14 protein-coding genes and 1 pseudogene are annotated in these 19,352 nt (G+C 73.6%); 7 read left to right on the top strand and 8 right to left on the bottom strand.

The features are described from left to right. Window positions 1-123: 123 nt before the first annotated feature. From KKZ08_RS01845 to KKZ08_RS01865, 5 genes are all read right to left on the bottom strand, one after another. Entirely contained in the window at window positions 124-648 is a 525-nt protein-coding gene (locus KKZ08_RS01845) for an SRPBCC family protein (protein ID WP_223772738.1), read from the bottom strand. 71 nt (window positions 649-719) lie between these two features. Continuing rightward, the gene (locus tag KKZ08_RS01850; RefSeq protein ID WP_223772739.1) at window positions 720-1,118 is read right to left on the bottom strand and encodes a DUF4440 domain-containing protein; all 399 of its coding nucleotides are present in this window, start codon (window positions 1,116-1,118) and stop codon (window positions 720-722) included. A 9-nt stretch (window positions 1,119-1,127) separates the two neighbouring features. Next, window positions 1,128-2,375 (bottom strand): DegT/DnrJ/EryC1/StrS family aminotransferase, encoded by a 1,248-nt coding sequence (locus tag KKZ08_RS01855; RefSeq protein ID WP_223772740.1) that lies wholly within the window; start codon window positions 2,373-2,375, stop codon window positions 1,128-1,130. A 46-nt stretch (window positions 2,376-2,421) separates the two neighbouring features. Further along, a complete protein-coding gene (locus KKZ08_RS01860; RefSeq protein WP_223772741.1) occupies window positions 2,422-3,537 on the bottom strand; it encodes a GNAT family N-acetyltransferase in 1,116 nt (371 codons plus the stop codon). A gap of 299 nt (window positions 3,538-3,836) precedes the next feature. Further along, window positions 3,837-4,862 carry a cobalamin B12-binding domain-containing protein gene (locus tag KKZ08_RS01865; RefSeq protein WP_223772742.1) on the bottom strand — a complete coding sequence of 342 codons (1,026 nt, stop codon included), beginning with the start codon at window positions 4,860-4,862 and terminating at the stop codon, window positions 3,837-3,839. A gap of 154 nt (window positions 4,863-5,016) precedes the next feature. Between KKZ08_RS01865 and KKZ08_RS01870 the strand changes: the two genes are divergently transcribed. The 4 genes and pseudogenes from KKZ08_RS01870 to KKZ08_RS01895 all read left to right on the top strand — a co-directional run bounded on the left by KKZ08_RS01870 (window position 5,017) and on the right by KKZ08_RS01895 (window position 11,879). After that, window positions 5,017-5,649, top strand: coding sequence for a sigma-70 family RNA polymerase sigma factor (locus KKZ08_RS01870; protein ID WP_223772743.1), 633 nt, complete (start codon window positions 5,017-5,019; stop codon window positions 5,647-5,649). Between the two features lie 565 nt (window positions 5,650-6,214). Next, on the top strand, window positions 6,215-7,090 hold the full coding sequence (locus KKZ08_RS01875; RefSeq protein WP_223778874.1) for an alpha/beta hydrolase: 876 nt from the start codon (window positions 6,215-6,217) through the stop codon (window positions 7,088-7,090). 41 nt (window positions 7,091-7,131) lie between these two features. After that, window positions 7,132-10,176, top strand: a pseudogene (locus tag KKZ08_RS38910) (LuxR C-terminal-related transcriptional regulator). An 89-nt stretch (window positions 10,177-10,265) separates the two neighbouring features. Next, complete coding sequence (locus KKZ08_RS01895) at window positions 10,266-11,879, top strand: sigma-70 family RNA polymerase sigma factor (RefSeq protein WP_223772745.1); 1,614 nt, start codon at window positions 10,266-10,268, stop codon at window positions 11,877-11,879. Window positions 11,880-11,930: 51 nt separating this feature from the next. On the opposite strand, the gene KKZ08_RS01900 is transcribed toward KKZ08_RS01895, so the two are convergent. Then, window positions 11,931-13,058 (bottom strand): hypothetical protein, encoded by a 1,128-nt coding sequence (locus tag KKZ08_RS01900; RefSeq protein ID WP_223772746.1) that lies wholly within the window; start codon window positions 13,056-13,058, stop codon window positions 11,931-11,933. A 390-nt stretch (window positions 13,059-13,448) separates the two neighbouring features. Here KKZ08_RS01900 and KKZ08_RS01905 point away from each other — a divergent pair, with 390 nt between their 5' ends. Further along, window positions 13,449-13,859, top strand: a complete 411-nt coding sequence (locus KKZ08_RS01905; RefSeq protein WP_223772747.1) for an STAS domain-containing protein — start codon at window positions 13,449-13,451, stop codon at window positions 13,857-13,859. Between the two features lie 75 nt (window positions 13,860-13,934). Continuing rightward, window positions 13,935-14,777, top strand: coding sequence for a DUF1206 domain-containing protein (locus KKZ08_RS01910; protein WP_223772748.1), 843 nt, complete (start codon window positions 13,935-13,937; stop codon window positions 14,775-14,777). A 51-nt stretch (window positions 14,778-14,828) separates the two neighbouring features. Here the strand turns inward: KKZ08_RS01910 and KKZ08_RS01915 are convergent, their stop codons facing one another. Beyond that, the gene (locus KKZ08_RS01915; RefSeq protein ID WP_223772749.1) at window positions 14,829-15,764 is read right to left on the bottom strand and encodes an oxidoreductase; all 936 of its coding nucleotides are present in this window, start codon (window positions 15,762-15,764) and stop codon (window positions 14,829-14,831) included. 105 nt (window positions 15,765-15,869) lie between these two features. Here KKZ08_RS01915 and KKZ08_RS01920 point away from each other — a divergent pair, with 105 nt between their 5' ends. Beyond that, entirely contained in the window at window positions 15,870-16,460 is a 591-nt protein-coding gene (locus KKZ08_RS01920; protein ID WP_223772750.1) for a TetR family transcriptional regulator, read from the top strand. 84 nt (window positions 16,461-16,544) lie between these two features. On the opposite strand, the gene secD is transcribed toward KKZ08_RS01920, so the two are convergent. Further along, a complete protein-coding gene (gene secD / locus KKZ08_RS01925) occupies window positions 16,545-18,872 on the bottom strand; it encodes a protein translocase subunit SecD (RefSeq protein ID WP_223778875.1) in 2,328 nt (775 codons plus the stop codon). Window positions 18,873-19,352 lie beyond the last annotated feature (480 nt).

Here is a 19,352-nt window from a genome sequence, read left to right on the forward strand (position 1 = left end):
ACGCCGACCGGCGCCCGATGCCCGCCCCGGCGATGTCCAGACCTTGGCCTCCGACACCTCCCCGGGCAGCCGACTGCCACGCACCCGCCAAGCCCCAGACGATGACGACACGCCGACCGGCAGTCAGGCGCCGCGCCGGTCCTCCAGGTCCCGCTTGAGGTTGCGCAGCGTCCTGTCGATGTTCCCGACCTGGAAGTCGGCGAACGTGTGCCCACGGGTGGCGATCCAGTCGAACGCGCCGGCCACGGAGTCCGGCCAGGAGCGCCGGTCGTCCGTCCATGTCTCGGTCACCCTCGTGACACCGCCCGCGATCCCGGAGCCCGCCTCCTCGAAGCGGTACTCCCAGGTGGCGATGGGTGCGCGCAGGCGCGGGCGCTTGAGTCCGATCGCGTGGACACGGAACGCGAAGCGGTTTCCGGGCTCGGCCGCGGTCACCGTGCAGCGCGTCGTCCAGCGGACCGCGCCGCGCTTGTTGTGTCCGTCGAAGACCATGCCCACGTGGGCGGCTCGGTCCGCGCCGCGGAGGGTGGCGCCCAGATTCTCGGGGCTCCACCTCCCCATCCGCGCGGGTCGGCTGATCTCCTCGTACACCGCCTGGGGCGGCGCCTGGACCAGGATGCTGCGGGAGACGGTGAACGTGCGGGGCATGGGTGACTCCGTTCCTCGACCGGCGACCCTACCCGCCGGTAAGGGGGCGGGGGAAGCGTGCCCCTCCCGCGTCAGGGCTGGTCGCACCAGGTGAACGCCGCGATCCGCCAGCCACCGGCGTCCCGGACGAACTGGATGCTCTTGGTGCCCGCGCCCTCGAATGCCTCGCCGTCCAGGACGCCCGCCTTGCGGTACTCGCCGAACCGCGCCGCGACATCCCCCGCGATCAAGGTCTGTTCGGAGGTCTCCCACTCGGAGAACTCGACGAGGCGGCCGTCGTTCAGCAGCCGTTCGCGGGGCTCGATGAACTCCTCCACGGTGTAGACCTTGAGTTCGGGACCGGCCACGACGATCACGCCGCCCGGAATGAGCAGGCGGCGGATCCGGGCCACGTCGGCGGACTTGCCGCCCCGGTTGTCGAAGGCGCCGAAGAACTCGGCGGTCAGCGCGTCTATCTCGATCTTGGACATGGCGTGACGCTAGCAACACGGTGCGGGGGGCGCCTGCGGAACGTCCCTATCGCGTCGGGGATTTCGGAGGTGCCGCGCCTCCGGGCTCGCGGGCCTCACGCGTTCCTTCGTCAGGGCGCGGACGACCTTGTGGGCGAGCAGCGGGTCGACCGGGAGGGTGTGCGAGGCGAACCAGCGGGCGGCCGACGGGTCGGGGGACGGTTCGACGAACTCCGCGCCCGCGTAGTCGTCGAGCGGAGGGTCGTAGACGTACCCGCAGACCATGCCGTGGTCCACGAGACGGTCGAGGAGCGCGTCGCGGTCCTGGACCAGGAGCGGCACACGGAAGAGAGGGGGCGGGCCGTCCTCCGCCGTGCGCTCGCGCAGCGCCCGGCCCGCCCAGGCGGTGCTTGCCAGCAGGGATACCCCCACGGAGCGCCGGGCGAGGGCGCCGTCGAGCCGGTCCATGCGCAGCTTCAACTGCCCGCGCACCAGGGCCCCGTGGCGCTCGCGGAAGCCGTGGAGGTCGACGCGCACCCATGGCTCGTACGCCGACAGGCTCGGCGCGCGGCGTGCGCAGTCCGCGAGCCGCCGCGGGTGCAGCTCCATGCGGAACGTGTCGCGTTCGAGCAGCCCCAGGCGCCGCATCGTCCGCCATACCGGGCGCACCAGGCGCAGGCCGCGTACGGCCGAACGCGCCAGGGGGCGGAGCGTGGTGGCGATGTCGCCGCGGAGGCGGCCGGGCACGAGCAGTTCGTCGCGCAGCCGCTCCAACTCCCGTCGCGTCACGGTGTCCTCGACGGCGAGGAAGCCGCCGGCCATGCCCGCCACGTGCTTGGACAGGCTGAACGCCGCCGCCTTCCCGAAGGTGCCGATCGGCTGTCCTGCTACGCGCGTGCCGATCGCGTGCGCCACGTCCTCGAAGAGGGGTATGCCCAACTGTTCGCAGCGGCGGCGCAGTTCGACGACGCGGTCCGGCACTCCGTACAGGTTGGTGGTCAGTACGGCGTCCACGTTCCGCCAGGTCGACTCCGGGACCGCGGCCGGGTCGATGTTGCCGTCCCAGACGGAGACGGGGGCCTGGACCGGGCGCAGTCCGGCCGCGAGGACCACGAAAAGGATCACGTCGTCGTTGACCGGTGACATCAGGACGCGTGCGCCCGGCCTGCACCAGCGGCGCAGCGCCAGATAGAGGGCCAGCCGGGCCGAAGGGACGTACAGGCACTCGCGTCCGAGCCGTCGTGTCATCTCCGCGGTGAGCCGTGATCCGTAGGGCATCGGCACCCTTTCTCTTCCGCTGCTGCGGGTCGGGGCGAGGCTGTGGTCAGCGGAGCCGGGGTGCCGGGCCGACGGGCTTCTCCCGGCTCGACGTGCGCAGCGTGCCGAGCGTCTTCAGGAGCCGGTCGGCGGGCTCGCGCAGTCCGGGATGGGCCAGGACGGTGTTCCGCAGGCCGCGCACCGGCCTGCGCCACATCCGGTGCGCGGCTGCCACCGGATGGGGGCGCGTCGCGAAGCCTTCACCCACCCGCAGTTCCCGCGTCTTGAGCCGGTCCTTGTACTCCTTCTCGCCCCGCCCCAGGTCCATGATCCGTACGCCGTGCCGCCCCGCCGCCTCCGCCATCCGCAGATGCATCAGCAGCCCGGGCGAGTAGTAGCGGAACTGGGGGTCGTACGCGGTGAACCACGCGGCGAACACCGTGCGCGAGGCCGGCCCGAAGTGTGCGGCCACCGGCCGGTCGCCGGCGTACATCACGGAGAGCACGCCGGTGAGGTGTTCCTCGCGGAGCTCGAAGAGATGGTCCACGAGACCGACGATCCACGGCCGCGCGAAGCGGTCCATGCGGCCCGTCCTGCGGTACTGGGCGGACTTCCAGCGCATGAGGGTGCGCAGCACGCGCGGGTCGCGCTCGTCGTAGACGAACCGCAACTCGCCGAGGTCGCGGACGAGTCGGCGTTCCTTCTTCAGCGTCGCCCTGGCCAGCCGCGGGTAGGCGTCGCGCAGCCACTGCGCGTAGTCGCCCTCACCGGCCCTCAGGTCGAGCACCGGCGAGGCGAACGTGCCGGTGACGTGCCCGCCGAACGGCTTCTGCTCCTCGACGAGGTGATCGAACTCGAAGACGGCGAGCCGGCAGGCCTTCAGCAGTTCCTCGGTGTCCCACACGACTCCGGGGCGGTGTACGAGCGCCTGGCAGTCGGAGAGGCCGAGGCCGATCGCCCGGCCGACGCCGAAGGAGTTCCGCTCGTACGGGAAGAAGCCGACGGGCTCACCGCCCTCCCGTAACACGGCCACCCGGGCGCCGCCGCGGAACCGGCCGACGCCTTCGGCGAACTCCGGTGCCAGGAACGGGTTGGCGTACTCGGGCGACTCGTCCATCGCCCGGTGCCAGGCCGCGCGGAGCGGGTCGCTCAGCCCGTAGAGTCCGTGGATGGTGATGTCCACCTCAGCTCGACCGCCCTTCGTCGGTCTCCGCGCAAGGCCTGCCGGGCGTCACGCCTGCCGGTGGGACCGCGTGCGGATCATCGCTCTTGGATCGCATGGGCGACCGCTCCCCCCATGACGCGCTGTCGGCGTCCTGCCGCTTCTCCGGATCTCGACGGACCGCTGCTCACGCCCGCGCGAGGTGAGCACGCCGCGCACGCGCGTGTTCCACGGTCGTCGACCGATGCGAACTGCTCGGCGATGCTCAAAGGTCGCGAAACAGTACGCACGTGTCAAGGGTGCCGGGCGCGCTCCGCGATTCAACCGCGTTGGCGCGGCGCGGTGTTGACACGCCCCCCGCACACCTTGCCGATCTGTGCCAGGGCCTCCCGCAGGGTGGTCGGCCGCAGGGCGCCGCGCACCGCGGGACCCGCCCAGCCCGGTCCGCCGAGCATGACGACGGGCCTGCCGCGGGCACCGCGCACGCCCCAGCGGGTGTCGGCGATGTGCCGGGCCAGCGGCACGCTCGCGGTGGAGCGGGCCTGCGACCACAGGACGACGACCGCGGGACCCGTCCTGCGGACCGCCGCCGAGACCGCCTCGACCGGCACGGCCGCCCCGAACATGCGCTGGGCGACGCCCACTTCGCCGAGCGCCGCGCTGAGTGCCTCCAGCGGCAGCGAGTGCTGCTCGCCGGGGACGCAGGCCAGGACGAGCGGTGCCGCCGGGGACGGGGCGGCCGGGGCGGTGGCGCAGCGGTGCAGGGTACGGGAGACGTGCCAGGACAGCAGGTGCTCCACCTCCACGTACCGGTCACCGGCCTCCTCCCACTTGCGGCCCACCGCGTGCAGCGTCGGCACCATCACCTCCTGCCACGCGGCGAGCAGACCGTGCCGCTCCACCGCGTTCGTCAGCAGGTCCTGGACAGCGGGAGCGTCGAGGCGAACGGCCGCGCGCGACAGGCCCCGCCGCTGCCGTACGAAGGCGTCCGGTGATCCCTCGTGGGCGCGGGGGGCCTGCCGGGGCGACGGCAGGCGGGCGGCGGCGGATTCGGGGCCGTGCCGGAGCGCCTCGCGCGCGGCATCGGCCGGCGGCACCCCGAGCGAGGTGAGGCGGCCCATCTCCTCGACCACCGCGATGTCCCGCTCCGACCAGCGGCGGTGGTGGCCGGGCTCGCGCGTGGCGGGACCGAGGCCGTACCTGCGGTCCCAGGTGCGCAGCGTCGTGGGCGACACTCCCAGGCGCCTCGCCAGCGCGCCTGTGGTGAGGCCGGCTTCGGGGGTCCCGGTGCCCTCGGTCGTCCGGGTGCCCTCAGGACGGTCGCCGCGTTCACTGGGCTCGCTCATCCGCTCACGATACGACGCACAAACGACGCGGGTTGCCGGGTGCGGGGAGCCGCTCCGAGTATGACGCAGCCGTGGCCGGGGCCTCGGTCCGCCTGCCCGATTTCCGCCGGGTGGAGTGCGGTTGACGATCGTGAAGAGGAGCTGACGGGCGTCCATGAGTGCAGCGGTGCCAAGGCCCGCGCGGGCCTTCGCCGAAGTGCCGGGAAGAGCCGAGGTGCCGGACAGAGCCGAGGTGCCGGGCAGCGGTGACGCGCTGGCCGCGGGACTGGCCCGCGGTGACGAGGCGTGCCTCGTCGCGGTGTACCGGCAGTGGGGCCCTCGGGTGCAGGCGCTGGCCCGGCGCGCGCTCGGTGACAGCCGTGAGGCCGAGGACGTCGCCCAGCAGGTGTTCCTCGCGGCGTGGCGCGGCCGGCGGGGGTACCGCCCCGAACTCGGCAGCCCCACCGCCTGGTTGACCGGCATCGCCCGGCGGAAGATCGCGGACGCGTTGGCGGCGCGGTCCCGCAGGGCGGCCCTCGTGGAAGGCGTGGGAGCGCGGTACGGCATCGAGTGGCCGCACCGCGAAGAAGCGGACGCCGTGCTCGACCGGGTGCTTGTGGCGGAGGAGTTGGCGAGGTTGCCGGCGGCGCAGCGGACGGTGCTGCGTCTGACGTTCTATGAGGACCTGACGCAGTCACAGATCGCCGAGCGCACCGGGTGGCCGCTGGGCACGGTCAAGAGCCACGCGCGGCGCGGGATGCACCGGCTGCGTTCGCTCCTGCGGGACGCGGCTCCGGGCGATACGTAAGGACGATGCGTGGAGAAGACGCGTGAAGGCGATGCGTGGAGAAGACACGTGAAGGCGACGCGTGATGAAGGTACGTGAAGGCGACGCGTGATGAAGGTACGTGAAGGCGACGCGTGATGAAGGTACGTGAAGAATCTTCGGCGCCCCGCATCCGCGTGCGCCCCGGCGGCGGAAGCACAGGGGCAAGGGGCAACCTCTTCGGCCGCCGCCGACTGCGGGCCCTCCGGGGAGCCAGGCCCCCGCTCCCTGTGCGCCTCAGCGGGGTCGGTGCCGCTGAGGGTGCCGCCGTCACCCCCGGGACGGCGGCCGGGGGGCCGTGGGTGGGGACGCGTCGGGCGACGCGCCACCCACGGCCCGCCAGAGCCGACAGCCGCGTACCTCCGCGTCCGGAGCAGTGCACGTGTCGCCCGGTCGTTCAAGGCCGGTGATTTCGCCGATGTGCCCGGGGTGGATGTGGCCGGACAGTGGCCGCTGCCAGTCATCGCACCGTCGAAAGGATGCGACCGTCGTGCAGCAGTCCAGTCTTGAGATCCCCGGCAGCCCTCCGTCCCCGCGCAGGTCACGGCTGCGGCCGCGCCTCCTGCGGGCGTCGCTCGCCGCCCTTCTGGCCGTGGGCGGGCTGATCACCGCCCAGTCGGGCAGCGCGGGCGCCGCGGAGAATCCGTACGAACGCGGTCCCGAGCCGACCGTGTCCAGCATCGAGGCCCCACGCGGCCACTACGCCGTGTCCGAGACCCGCGTGTCCTCCTTGGGCGTCACCGGCTTCGGTGGCGGCACGATCTACTACCCGACGAGCACCGCCGACGGTACCTTCGGCGCGGTGGCGATCTCCCCCGGCTTCACGGCCACCCAGTCGACCATCTCGTGGCTGGGGCCGCGGCTCGCCTCGCAGGGCTTCGTCGTCTTCACCATCGACACCCTCACCACGGTCGACCAGCCCGCCAGCCGAGGCGCCCAACTCCTGGCGGCGCTGGACTACTTGACGCAGCGCAGCGCCGTGCGCGGCCGCATCGACAGCAGCCGGCTCGGCGTCATGGGCCACTCGATGGGCGGCGGCGGGTCGCTGGAGGCCGCCAAGAGCCGGCCGGCGCTTCAGGCGGCGATCCCGCTGACCGGCTGGAACCTCGACAAGACGTGGCCCGAACTGCGCACCCCCACCCTGGTCGTCGGCGCGGACGGCGACACAGTCGCCCCGGTCTCCTCGCACTCGGAGCCCTTCTACGAGAGCCTTCCCGGCTCCCTCGACAAGGCGTATCTCGAACTGAACGGCGCGAGCCATTTCACGCCGAACACCTCGAACACCACCATCGCGAAGTACAGCGTCTCGTGGCTCAAGCGGTTCATCGACAACGACGTGCGCTATGAGAAGTTCCTCTGCCCGCTGCCCCGGCCGAGCACGACGATAGAGGAGTACCGGGGCAACTGCCCGCACACCTCCTGAGAGGGTTCCAAGAAGTTTTACGCGGAAGTAACGTGACGGTCGTGGCCGGACTGACGACTGTGACGGGTCCCCTCCGGATATACGGCCGGAGCGCTCAACTGCATGCCGTCGACGCCCTGTTGACCGGCGTGCGCGAAGGGCGGGGCGGAGCCCTGGTGCTGGCGGCGGCGCCGGGGCTCGGCCGGAGCACGCTGCTCGCCCACGCCGTCCGCTCGTTCCGTTCACTCCGGTCGGGGACGGTCCTGAGTACGCGCGCCGTCCCCGCCGAGAGCCTGATCCCGTACAGCGGGGTCCACTCCCTCTGGTGTACGGGGGCGGCTCCGCGCCCGCTGCCGGAGGGGCCGGGGGCCGTGCTCGCCGTGGTCCGCGAGCTGGCGGGCGGGCGGCCTCTGCTGGTCTGCGTGGACGACGCGCACCTGTGGGACGCCGCTTCCCGCGCCGCCCTGGGGTACGCCGCCCGTCGCCTCGGCGGGCCGCATCCCGTGGGCCTCATCCTCTCCGTCGCCGCGTGCCGCGCGGACGATCCGCAGCTGGCGGCGCTACCCGTCGTCCACCTCGATCCGCTCGCCCCGGCCGAGACCGCCGCGCTCTTCGACGACCTCACGCGGGGAGTCGCGGACACCGTCGTACGCGGGGAACTCCTCCAGGCGGCCGGCGGCAATCCGGGGACGCTCCGCGCGCTCGTCGCCGCGCTGACGCCGCAGCAGCTGGCGGGGCGGGTTCCGCTGCCGCGGCGGCTGTGTGCCGGTTCCGTGCCTGCGTACGGTGGCGTAGACCCCGCGGAACTCCCCTACGACACCGCCGAGTTGCTGCTCCTTGCGGCTGCCGCGCACGAGCCCGGGGCGGCCGCCGCGGGCGCCGACGCGGAGGTGGTCCTGCGGGCCGGGGCGGCGGCCGGGCTCGACGACGCGTCCCTGCTGCCCGCGGAGGCGGCCGGGCTGGTGCGCCGCACGGCCGACCGGATCCGCTTCGACGCACCGGGCCTGCGCCGCTCCCTGTACGCCGGTGCTGCGCCCGTCCGGCGCCGCGCCGCGCACCGGCTGCTCGCCTCGGTCCTCGACGACAGCCGTACGTCTTCGCTGCTGCGCCTGTTGCACTGCGCCCTGGCGACCGAGGGAAGCGACGCCCGGCTCGCGACGGCGCTGGCCGCCGCGGCGGACGCTCCGGGAACCGCGCCGTCCCACGCGTTGCGCGCGGCGGCGCTCTCCGCTGCCGCCGACCTCACGGAGCCCCTGCGGGCGTGCCCTGCGCCGCGCCGCCGCCGCACACCACGCCCGCCTCGCGGGCCGCCCGGCGCGGGCGCGGGAGCTGCTCGCGGTTGCCCAGTCCGAGTCGACGGACGCGCGGGTGCGGGGCGCGGTAGAGCTGACCCGAGGACAGCTGGCCCTCGACGACGGCCCCGTGACCGACGCCCGCGAGGCCCTCCTGCTCGCGGCGGACCTCCTCGCCCCACACGATCCGCAGCGCGCCCGGGAAGCCCGCCTGGGCGCGATGGCAGCGGCATGGGACATGGGCGACGCCGAGGCGTATCTGGCGGCGCTGGGCACTCCCCCGGACACCGAGGCGTATGCGGCGGCGCTGGACACCCCCCAGGACACCGAGGCCACGAGGCCGGCACCGGCCGGCGCGGATCATCGGGCCGAGAAGGCACGGCCCGATGAATCGCTGACGGAGGGGTCACCGCCGGAGAAGCGACTGCCCGAGGAGTCGCCGGCGGAAGGGTTGTTGGCGGAGGAGCCGCTGCCCGAGAAGCCGCTGGCAGACGGGTCGGCACCCGGGAAGCCACTGCCCAAGGAGCCGCTCGCGGAGGAGTCGGCACCCGAGAAGCCCTCGGCCGAACAGCCGCCGATCCAGGAACCCCCCACCGAAGAGACCCTCGCGGAGGAATACCGCGCCGCCATGTCCATCGTCATGCGCGGACGGCTCGGTGCCGCGAGTCGCGGGCTGCGTGGGGTCGTGGCGCGGGGGCAGGGGGCCGAGGAGCCGTCGCGGCTGCTGCGGGCCGGGGTGGCGGCCCTCGTCGTGGGTGACCTCGCGGCGGCGTCGCGGATCAACGCCCGGGCCTTGGCCGCCGCGCGAGCTTCGGGCACGGAGATCCACGTACCGAAGGCGCTGGAGTACCTCGCCTACGCCGAGCTGCGGGCCGGGCGGCACGCGCGCGCCCGGGCCCACGCCGAGGACGGCCTTCGCGCGGCGCGCCGCACCGGGCAGCGCAACATCGCCGCCCAGCATCACGCGATCCTCGCCCTGGTGGCGTCCATGGAGGGCGAGGACGAAGCCGTCGCCGGTCACGCGGCCGCGGCGGCGCGGACCGCCGACCGGCACGGCCTCGCGCAGGCCGCGACCCTGGTCCAGTGGGCGCTGGCCCGCGTGGACCTGGGCCGGGGCCGGGCACCGAGGCCGCCGCGCGGCTCGCCCCGGTCGTGCGCCCCGGGCCGCGGCGCGGTCACTTCGCCGTGCGGATGCTCGCGGTGCCCTGCTTCGTGGAGGCGGCCTCCCTCGCCGGGGAGGCGGACTCGGCCCGGGTCTGCGTCGAGGAGTTCGCCGCGTGGGCGGCGCAGGGCGCCGACCCGCAGGCCCCCGCCCAGCTGGCCCGCTGCCACGCACTCCTCGCCGCCCCCGAGGACGGTGACGCGCTCTACAGGGTGGCGCTCGCCCGCCACGAACTGGTCGGCGGCGACTTCGAGAGTGCCCGCACCCAGCTCCTGTACGGCAAGTGGCTGCGGCGCAGGCGCCGCCCCGGTGAGGCCAGGGGCAGGCTGCGCGACGCCCTGGTCTCCTTCGAGCGGTGCGGCGCCCGCGCCTGGGCCGAGCAGGCGCGGGCCGAGCTGCGCGCCACCGGGGAGGCCCGCGCCGCCGAGCCGCCCGGCGGCCTGTCGGGACTGACTCCGCAGCAGCTGCGGATCGCCCTCTGCGTCGCGGAGGGCGCCACCAACCGCGAGGTGGCGCGGCGCCTGTCGGTGAGTCCGAGGACCGTCGACCATCACCTCCGCAACGTCTTCGCGCTGCTCGGGGTACGCTCTCGCGTCGAACTGTCCCGGCTCGTGGCCAGGTCCGAGCAGCTCACCGCCCACGACGAGCCGTGAGGCCGGCCGGTTTTCCGTTATCCGGGCCCGGGCCACGCGTCTCCCTTGTGTCGGAGGAGACAGGTCCCCACACAGAAAGTGGTCACAGCGTGAGCAGCGAACGCCAAGTCGCGATGGTCAGGGCAGCGCAGGACGGCAACCAGCAGGCGCAGGACGCGCTCGTGGCGGAGTACCTTCCGCTGGTCTACAACATCGTCGGGCGGGCCCTGAACGGCCACGCGGACGTGGACGACGTGGTGCAGGAGACCATGCTCCGCGTCCTCGGCGGTCTCGACGGCCTGCGCGACCCGGAGAACTTCCGCAGCTGGCTGGTGGCCATCACCATGAACCAGATACGCGGCCACTGGCGGGAGCGCGCTGCGAGCGCGATACCCGGCGGTGGCGCTCTGAAGGACGGGTACGACGTGGTGGATCCGGGCGCGGACTTCGTGGATCTGACCATCACGCGGCTCGGTCTCTCCGGGCAGCGCAAGGAGACGGCGGAGGCGACGCGGTGGCTGGACGAGGACGACCGGGCCCTGCTGTCCCTGTGGTGGCTGGAGTCCGCGGGCGAGCTGACGCGGGCGGAGGTCGCCGAGGCCCTGGAGCTGTCGCCGCAGCACGCGGCGGTGCGGGTGCAGCGGATGAAGGCCCAGCTGGAGACGGCGCGGGTGGTCGTCCGTGCCCTGGCTGCCGGGCCGCTCTGCGACGGGCTCAAGGAGCTGACCGCGGGCTGGGACGGCGTGCCCTCCGCGCTGTGGCGCAAGCGGCTGGCCCGTCACGCCCGTGACTGCACGGTCTGCGCGGGCCACTGGTCCGATCTGGTGCCCGCCGAGCGGCTGCTCGTGGCGCTCGCTCTCGTTCCGGCGGGGGCGGCCCTCGCCCAGCGGGTCACGCGGCCCGATCTCGTCGTGGTCGGCTCGGCCACCGCCTCGCAGGACGGCGGCGCACCGGTCTCGGCGCGGACGCTGGCCCGGCAGGAACGCGCCAGGCGCCGGCGCCGCACCGCCGGGGTGGCCGCGGCGGTCGCCGCACTGGTCGCCGGTGGCGCGGCGGTCCATCTCCTGACGGGCCCGGAGTCGGACGAGACCTCCCCGGCCACGGCCGCCGCCCCCGGCTCCGCCACTGCCTCGGATCCGGCGTCGGCCTCGAAGAGCGCGTCCCCCTCCCCCAAGCGTTCGGCCTCTCCGTCCGCCAAGCCGAAGCCCAGCAAGACGAAGCCGAAGAAGAAGCCAGAGCCGAAGCCGTCTACGGCGCCCACCAAAACCAAGACCAAGCCGGAGTCCGAGTCCGCCCCCAAGCCGAAGCCGGAGCGTCCCGACCCGGCTCCGGCGCCCGCGGGCGGTACGGCCGAGCAGGTCGTCGCACTGGTCAACACCGAGCGCGCGAAGGCGGGTTGCGGCCCGGTCCGCTCCAACGGCAAGCTCACCACGGCCGCCACGAAGCACTCCGCCGACATGGCGGCACGCAACTACTTCGACCACACCAGCCCGGACGGCACGGACCCCGGCGACCGCATCACGGCGGCCGGCTACCGCTGGAGCACGTACGGCGAGAACATCGCGCGGGGCCAGCAGAGCCCGGCCTCGGTGATGGACTCCTGGATGAACAGCCCCGGCCACCGCGCCAACATCCTCAACTGCGACTACAAGGAGCTGGGAGTGGGCATCCACAACGGCTCCGGAGGGCCTTGGTGGACGCAGGCCTTCGGCACGGCGGGCTGACGGCCCTGCGTGACCTGCAGGCCGCCGCCGAGGCCCGGTAACCGAACGGCCTCAGCCGACGCGCTGCCCGTGGAACTGCTCCAGGCGGCGCTGCGCCAGCGTCAGCGTGCCGCGTTGGCGGCCGGGGACCTGACGGCGCAGGCGGATCAGGGCGGGGCCGAGGGCGCGGACGGCCTCGGGGTCGCGTACCCGGTCCCAGAGGTGGTGGGCGCGGTCGGCGGCGGCCTCGACCTCCGGGGAGTCGGGGGCCTGTCCGGCCGTGAGGCGGGCCGAGGCCACCGCGAGCCACGTCTCGCAGCTGCGCGCCGGATCACCGGCGAACCGTGCCAGGTCGGCGCGGACTTCCATCCAATGGATGACCTCGTTCGAACTCGGACCATGCATGCGCAGGGCGGCCTGTTCCCAGGAGGCCGCGAGCGCCGCCGCCTCGCCGTGCCGACCCGCCTCGACGGCCGCGGTGATCGCCGCGTGCGGGTCGGTGTGCTGATCGGGGGCCGCCGGGTTCGCGGCCGGTACCGGGGGGAGGTGCGTCGCGGCGGCGGGCGGCGCCGCGTGGGGGTCGAGCGCGAGCAGCAGGTCCGGGGCGTCTTCGCCGAGGGACTGGGCGGCCTGCTGGTGGAGCGGGAGCAACGGGGGGCGGTGACCGCTGCGCAAAATGGTGGCGAGCGCCTTCATGTAGGCGGGCACCGCGGGGGTGCGGCGCCGGGCCGGCGGGGCGATGCGGCCGTACAGCGCGACGCCGGGCCCCGCGTCGAGCGGGTGCTCGTTCAGGGCCTGCCAGCTCTCGGTGTCGGTGTGCAGGTCGGTGATGAGCGCGGTGCTGCCCGTCGGGCGCAGCCGCAGCTCCTGGGTGAACCAGTGCCAGGGGAACGCCGTATAGCGCATGGTGGCGGAGGTGGTCCGGGCGAGCGCGACGTGCAACTGGCGCTGGCGGCGGTCGAGATGGACCTGCCCGATGAGGTAGATCGTCAAAGGGCCGGGCGCCATGGCCGCGGCCCGCAGCCGGGTGAGGACCGTCTGCGGGTCCAGCGGGTCCGCCAGTTCCACCACGCTCGCGGTGTCCGTGCCGGCGAGCGCGGCCGGTGAGACCGCGGCGAGCACGGGCAGCACGGAAGCCGCGTCCACGAGACGGCTCTTGCTGACGGGGGCCGCCGCGATGAGCAGCGCAGTACCGGGCACCGGCCCCTCCCTATCGATCACCACGTCAGCACCGTATCCGCTGCTCGCCCCGCGCACGACAGCCTGGCGACGATCCGTACGAATTGCCCGCGCTTCTTGGAGTGGGCGGTTTTGCCGCGTTTTCAGGGACTTGGCGGCCCACGACAGCCTGTCGGCCGCCCACTCTCCCCTCGCGCCGCCGCCCCTCCGACATGTAATTACACTGCGTAATCGCTGACTTGGCCCTTGATCGAATCGGCGGTTCGCTCAAACTACCGCCCAGACAAGGGTACGAACGCCGCTGAGCGGGAACGATGGACATAGGACCTCGGTGCCGCCCATGACTGTGCCCCCGGATGGTGGCGTCAGGCGCCGGTCTCCGAACGCCTCGCCACCCCCCGAGCGGTTACGTTGAGTGAAGGAGGCAGGACACTGCTGGACTGGGAAACGGGCACCGCCGACTTCACCTTCGGCCTGCAACACCGCGTGGTGAACGGCACAGATGTCCTTGCGTTCTGGGGTGAGCTCGACGCCTGGGCCGACCAGGAACTCACCCCCCGTGTGACGGCACTCCTCGACCAGGCGGGCCACCAAGTCGTGGCCGACCTGCGAAAGGTGACGTTCCTCGACGCCGGCGGCCTGCGGCTGCTGGTGCGGATCCGGCAGTACGTGGCCGCGGGGCAGGGCACCCTGTGGCTCGTGCCCGGCAGTCCGCGGAACTGGCGCGTACTCCGCATCACCCGCCTCGACCGGACGTTCACGATCCCGGCCTGCCCCCCGTACACGGGCGGGCGGCCGGGAGCCCGCACCGGACACCACTGATCCCGCCCCCCGACGCCGACCGGCGAAGAACCGCTCGAACCGCATAAGGCGGTACCGCGGGGGCACTTGGAAGCCATGCATCTGCCTTCGGTGACAGCGAACGGGAAGGGGCGGGCCAGGCGAGCCGCCAAGGGACGGACCGTCGACGCGGTGGCGCGGGCCGGTTTCGTCGGCCGCGGAGTGATCTACCTCCTCATCGGGGCGCTGGCCCTGCGCATCGCCTTCTCCGACGGCGGGGGCCGGCAGGCCGACCGCGGGGGCGCCGTGGCGGAGCTCGCGGACCGGCCCTTCGGGAACGTACTGCTGTGGCTGCTCGGCATCGCCCTGGCCGGGATGGCGCTGTGGCGGCTCTCGGAGGCCCTCTTCGGGCAGGCGGGACCCGACGGGGACAAGGCGGGCAAGCGGGCGCTGTCCGGGGCGCGCTTCCTCTTCTACGTGTTCGTGTCGTACTCCGTCCTCGCGTACGCGACGGGCGACGAGGGCAGCGGCAGCGGCTCCAGCGACCGGCAGACCAAGGACGTGACGGCGAAGGCCTTTGACTGGCCCGGCGGGCAGTGGATCGTCGCCGCCGCGGGCGCCGGTGTGCTCGTCGCCGGGCTGTGGATCGCCGGACGCGCGCTGCTGCGCAAGTTCCACAAGCGACTGCGGCTCTCGGAGATGCCGCGACGGATGCGGCAGGTCACGGACGTCCTCGGGATCGCCGGCGGAGTGGCTCGGGGCACGGTGTTCGCCGTGGCCGGGGGGTTCGCCCTCACCGCCGCGTTGCAGCACGAGCCCGGTGAGGCCAAGGGCATCGACAACACCCTGCGCTCCTTCACCGAGACCGGCTTCGGGCCCTGGCTGCTCGCCCTCATCGCGGTCGGTCTCGTCGCCTTCGGCCTCTTCTCCTGGGTGAACGCGCGCTGGCGCAAGATCTGACGGGCCGCCCCCGCCGCCCCGGGTCCCGAAGGGCGGCCGTGCGGCGCGGGCTCAGACCGAGGTCGGGAACTCGTACCGCACGCCGGTCAGCCGCTCGGAAAGCTCCCACAGCCTGCGGCCCGTCTCGGGATCGGCCGCCGTGGCCGACAACGCCACCCGCTTCGGCGCGCCCCGCAGCTCGGCGAGGCCGCCGGGGCCGATGAACTCGCCGCTCCGCACGCTCGGATCGGTGGCCGCGTACAGCTGTGGCCGGGCGCCGTCGGCCGGGCGTTGGGCGAACAGCGGGTTGCCGATGCGGCCGAGCAGGACGCGCCACAGGCCGATGGGTCCGTGCAGCTGGAGATTGGTGGCCGTGTAGCCGGGGTGGGCGAGCACGCTGCGGACGGGGCTCTTCGCCTCGGTGAGGCGCAGGTGGAGTTCGTGGCCGAAGACGGCGTTGGCGAGCTTCGACTGGTTGTAGAAGGCCATGGGCCGGTAGCCGCGCTCGCCGTGCGGGTCGTCGAAGAAGAGGCGCCCTTGCCGGTGGTTCACCGAACTCACCGTCACCACGCGGGAATCGTCGCCCGCGCTCAGCAGGTCGAGCAGCGCTGCCGTGAGCGCGAAGTGCCCGAGGTGGTTGGCGGCGAACTGGAGTTCATGGCCCTGTGCGCTCAGCGTGCGGGGCGGCGCCATCACCCCGGCGTTGTTGACCAGTACGTCAAGGCGCGGGTGCTCGGCGCGCATGCGGGCGGCGAAGGTGCCGACCGAGTCGAGATCGGCCAGGTCCAGGCGGCGCACCTCCAGCTGCGCGTCCGGTTGTTCGGCGGTGATCTCGGCGACGGCCCGGCGGCCCTTCTCCTCGTCGCGCACGGCGAGGATCACCTGCCCGCCCCGGCGCGCGAGCGCCCGCGTGGTCGCCAGGCCGAGACCGCTGTTGGCCCCGGTGACGACGAACACCCGGCCCGTCTGGTCCGGAATCCGATCGATGGTCCACTGTTGCTGCGTCATGCGGCACATCGTGCACCGCATGACACTGAGTGTCAACGCGCTCCTGAGTGCCATTGAAGGCATGACGTGTACGATGGCGGGGTGAGTCACCGTCCAGAAGTGAGCATGGCCGAGCGCAAGCGCCGGCTCGTCTCCGACGAACTGACCGAGTCGGCACTGCAGTTGCTGGCGCTGAAGGGGTACGACGGCGTCACCATCGACGAGATCGTGGCCGCCGCCGGTGTCTCCCGGCGCACGTTCTTCCGGTACTTCGCGTCCAAGGAAGACGTGGTCGTCCAGTTCCTGGCCGACATGGGCTCGGACATGCGTACGGAGCTGGCGGACCGTCCCGCCGACGAGCGCCCCTCCGAGGCGCTGCTGCACGCCGTTCGGATCCCCCTGCGTGCCTGCGCCGCCGACTCCGAGAGGGCGCTGCGCGTCGTGCGGCTGATCCTGCGCACGCCCGCCCTGCACGCGCGCTTCCTCGAACGGCAGGCGCACTGGCGCGACGATCTGACCGCGCAGTTGGGGCAGCGTCTCGGGCTCGCCCCCGCGACGGCGCTGTATCCGGGGCTGGCGGCCGGGATGGCGCTGACCGCCTTCGACGCCGTGCTGCGGCGGTGGTGCGACAGCGACGGCGCCGACGACCCGGCCGCGCTGCTCGATCAGGCGTTCGCGGTGATCGTCCCGGCTCTGGACGGCGGGGCGGGGCGCTAGTCCCCCGGAGCTCCGCTCGCCGGCCCCCCCCTCACCGCCTCGCGGGCGGCCCGGCGAGGTCCCGCCGGGCCGCCCGCCGCCGTCTCAGACGACCGCGCCCGTCCCCCGCTCCTTCCTCCTGCGCGCCTCCAACGGGCCGTAGGAGTCGGGCACTTCGGCCGTACGGTCTCCTCGGCCGGATGGCGGCGCCGCGGGGCTGCGCCGTTCGAGCGCGACGGCGATCGGGACGGCCGTGAAGACCGTCGAGGCCATGCCGACCACCACCCCGGCGATCAGCGCCAGGGAGAAGTCCGCGAGGGAGTCGCCCCCGAGCACCGCGAGGGCGGTCAGGATGAACAGCGCGCCCATGCCCGTGTTCACGGTGCGCGGCAGTGTCTGCACGACCGCCCGGTTGGCGACGGCCGCCAGGTCCGCCCGCGGGTCACGGCGCCGGCCCTCGCGTACGCGATCGAAGACGACGACCGTGTCGTTGACCGAGTAGCCGATCACGGTGAGCACCGCCGCGAGGAAGACACTGTCGATCGGCTTGCCCAGCCAGGCGAAGAGGCCCACCACCAGCAGCACGTCGTGGACCATGGCGGACACGGCCGCCGCCGCGAGCGTCCAGCGGAAGCGCACGCTCAGATAGATCAGCTGGGCGGCGACGGCGATGCCGAGGGCGATCAGGGCCTTATGACGCAGTTCGGCGCCGAGGCTCGGGCCGATCAGTTCGTCGCGCTCGACGGTGACGGTGCCGCCGGGCTTCTCCAACGCCGCCTTGACGCGCCGCTGTTCGTCATCGGTGAGCCGCTCCGTGCGTACGCTGATGTCGCCCTCCCCGGACTCCTGCACCACGGCGCGCGGGAACCCGGCGTCCGACACCGCGGCGCGCGCCGTGTCGGCGTCGACGGACCTGCTGGTGCTGTACTCGACGAGACGGCCGCCGGTGAACTCGACGCCGAAGTCCAGGCCGCGCAGCGCGATGCCCGCGACGGCCACGGCGACCAGCAGCGCGCTCGCGCCGAGCCAGCGGCGGCGGTGGCGCACCAGGTCCGGGTCGCGACGGGCCAGCCAGGTGCGGACGCGGCCCGTGGAGGCGATGCCGGTCAGGGCGGGGCGTCCGCGCACGAAGTCCCGGGCGACGGCGAAGTCGGCGAGGGCCCGCGTGATGACGAGCGCGGTGACCATGGACGCGAGGACGCCGATGCACAAGGTGACGCCGAAGCCCTTGACGGGCCCGGTGGCGAAGAAGAACAGCAGTCCGGCGGCGAGCAGCGTCGTCACGTTCGAATCGATGACCGCGCTCCACGCCTTGGCGAACCCGGTGCGCACCGGTTTGGCCAGGTCCCTGGAGCGGACGCCGGGATGCCCGAGGTACTCCTCCCGCGCCCGTTCGAAGATGAGGACGTTGGCGTCGACGGCCATGCCGATGGCCAGAACGAATCCGGCGAGGCCGGGCAGGGTCAGCGTCGCGCCGAGCGCCACGAGGGCGGCGTACGAGATGAGTCCGTAGAGGGCGAGGGCGAGGGCCGCGAGGAAGCCGAGGAGCCGGTAGACGACGGTGATGAACAGCGCGGTCAGGGCGATGCCGATGAGGGCGGCCTGGGTGCTCGCGGCGATGGCGTCGGCGCCCAGCGTGGGGCCCACGGTCCGCTGCTCGACGATGTCGACGGGCACCGGCAGGGCGCCGCCCTTGACGAGCGCGGCGAGGTCGCGGGCCTCGGTCTGGCTGAAGCCGCCGGTGATCTGGGTCTTGCCGCCGGTGATGCCGACCTCGCACGCCACGTCCGGGTTGACGTCGGGCGCCGAGATGATCTTGTCGTCGAGCGCGATGGCGACGCGACGCTCCGGCGCTCCCTGCGGTGCGCAGGCCGCCTTGCCGGTGACGCGGGCCCAGGCGTCCCCCGCCTTGCCGTGGAAGTCGAGCGAGACGGTCCAGCCCGCGAGCGACTGCGGATCCAGGCGCGCCTCGGCGTCCTTGACGCCCGTGCCGGAGAGCGCGGTGGGGCCGAGGACGAGATGGTTCCCCGGCCGGTCGGGGTCGGCCAGGGTGCGCGCGCCGTCTGCCGCGGGCTTCGCCTCGCCCGGGTCGGGGCTCTCCCCCGTCACCGGGTGGACCGTCAGCTGGGCGGTGCGGCCGATGACTTCGGCGGCCTTGCGGGGGTCCTGGACGCCGGGAAGTTCGACGATGATCCGTTTCTCACCGGAGCGGGCGAGGCCGGGTTCGGCGACACCGAGCGCGTCGACGCGCTGCCTCAACACTTCCAGGGCACGGTCGGTGGACGCGGCGTCGGCCGCGACGGTGGGTGAGTCCTTGGTCTCCAGGACGATGTGGGTGCCGCCCCGCAGATCGAGCCCGAGGCGGGCGGTCTGGGTGAGGGCGACGTAGAGGGAGAGGGCGACGACACACACGGCGACGACGGCCCGCCACAGGGGTGCGCGGGACTTGCCCGTACCGGGCGTGCGCGGACCAGTCGACTTGACCGCGGTGGCCGCGCGGGGGCCGCCGCTGGGGCGGGGCCTGGCGGGTTTGCGCGTATGGGGGTGGGGTCGAGCGGATTGGCGCGTACGGGGGTGGGGCGGAGCGGACGCGGGCGTACCGGGGTCGGGCCGAACGGGCGTAGACGTACCGGGGCTGGGCCGAGCAGACGCACCAGGGTCAGGCCGAGCAGACGCAGACGCGCCAGCATCGGGCCGCGCGGACGCAGACGTACCACGGAGAGGACGAGCAGACGCGGACGTACCGGGTTCAGGCCGAGCGGACGCGGACGTGCCGGCGTGGGGCGAAGCGGATTCACGCGTGCCGGGGCGGGGCCGAGCGGACACGGGCTCGCCCGAAGTGGACGCGGGCTCGCCCGGTGCGGACGCACCCGGCTTGGGCTCGCGGGGTTCAGGCGCGCTGGACTCAGGCGC

This window comes from Streptomyces sp. 135, assembly GCF_020026305.1.
Classification (GTDB): Bacteria; Actinomycetota; Actinomycetes; order Streptomycetales; family Streptomycetaceae; genus Streptomyces.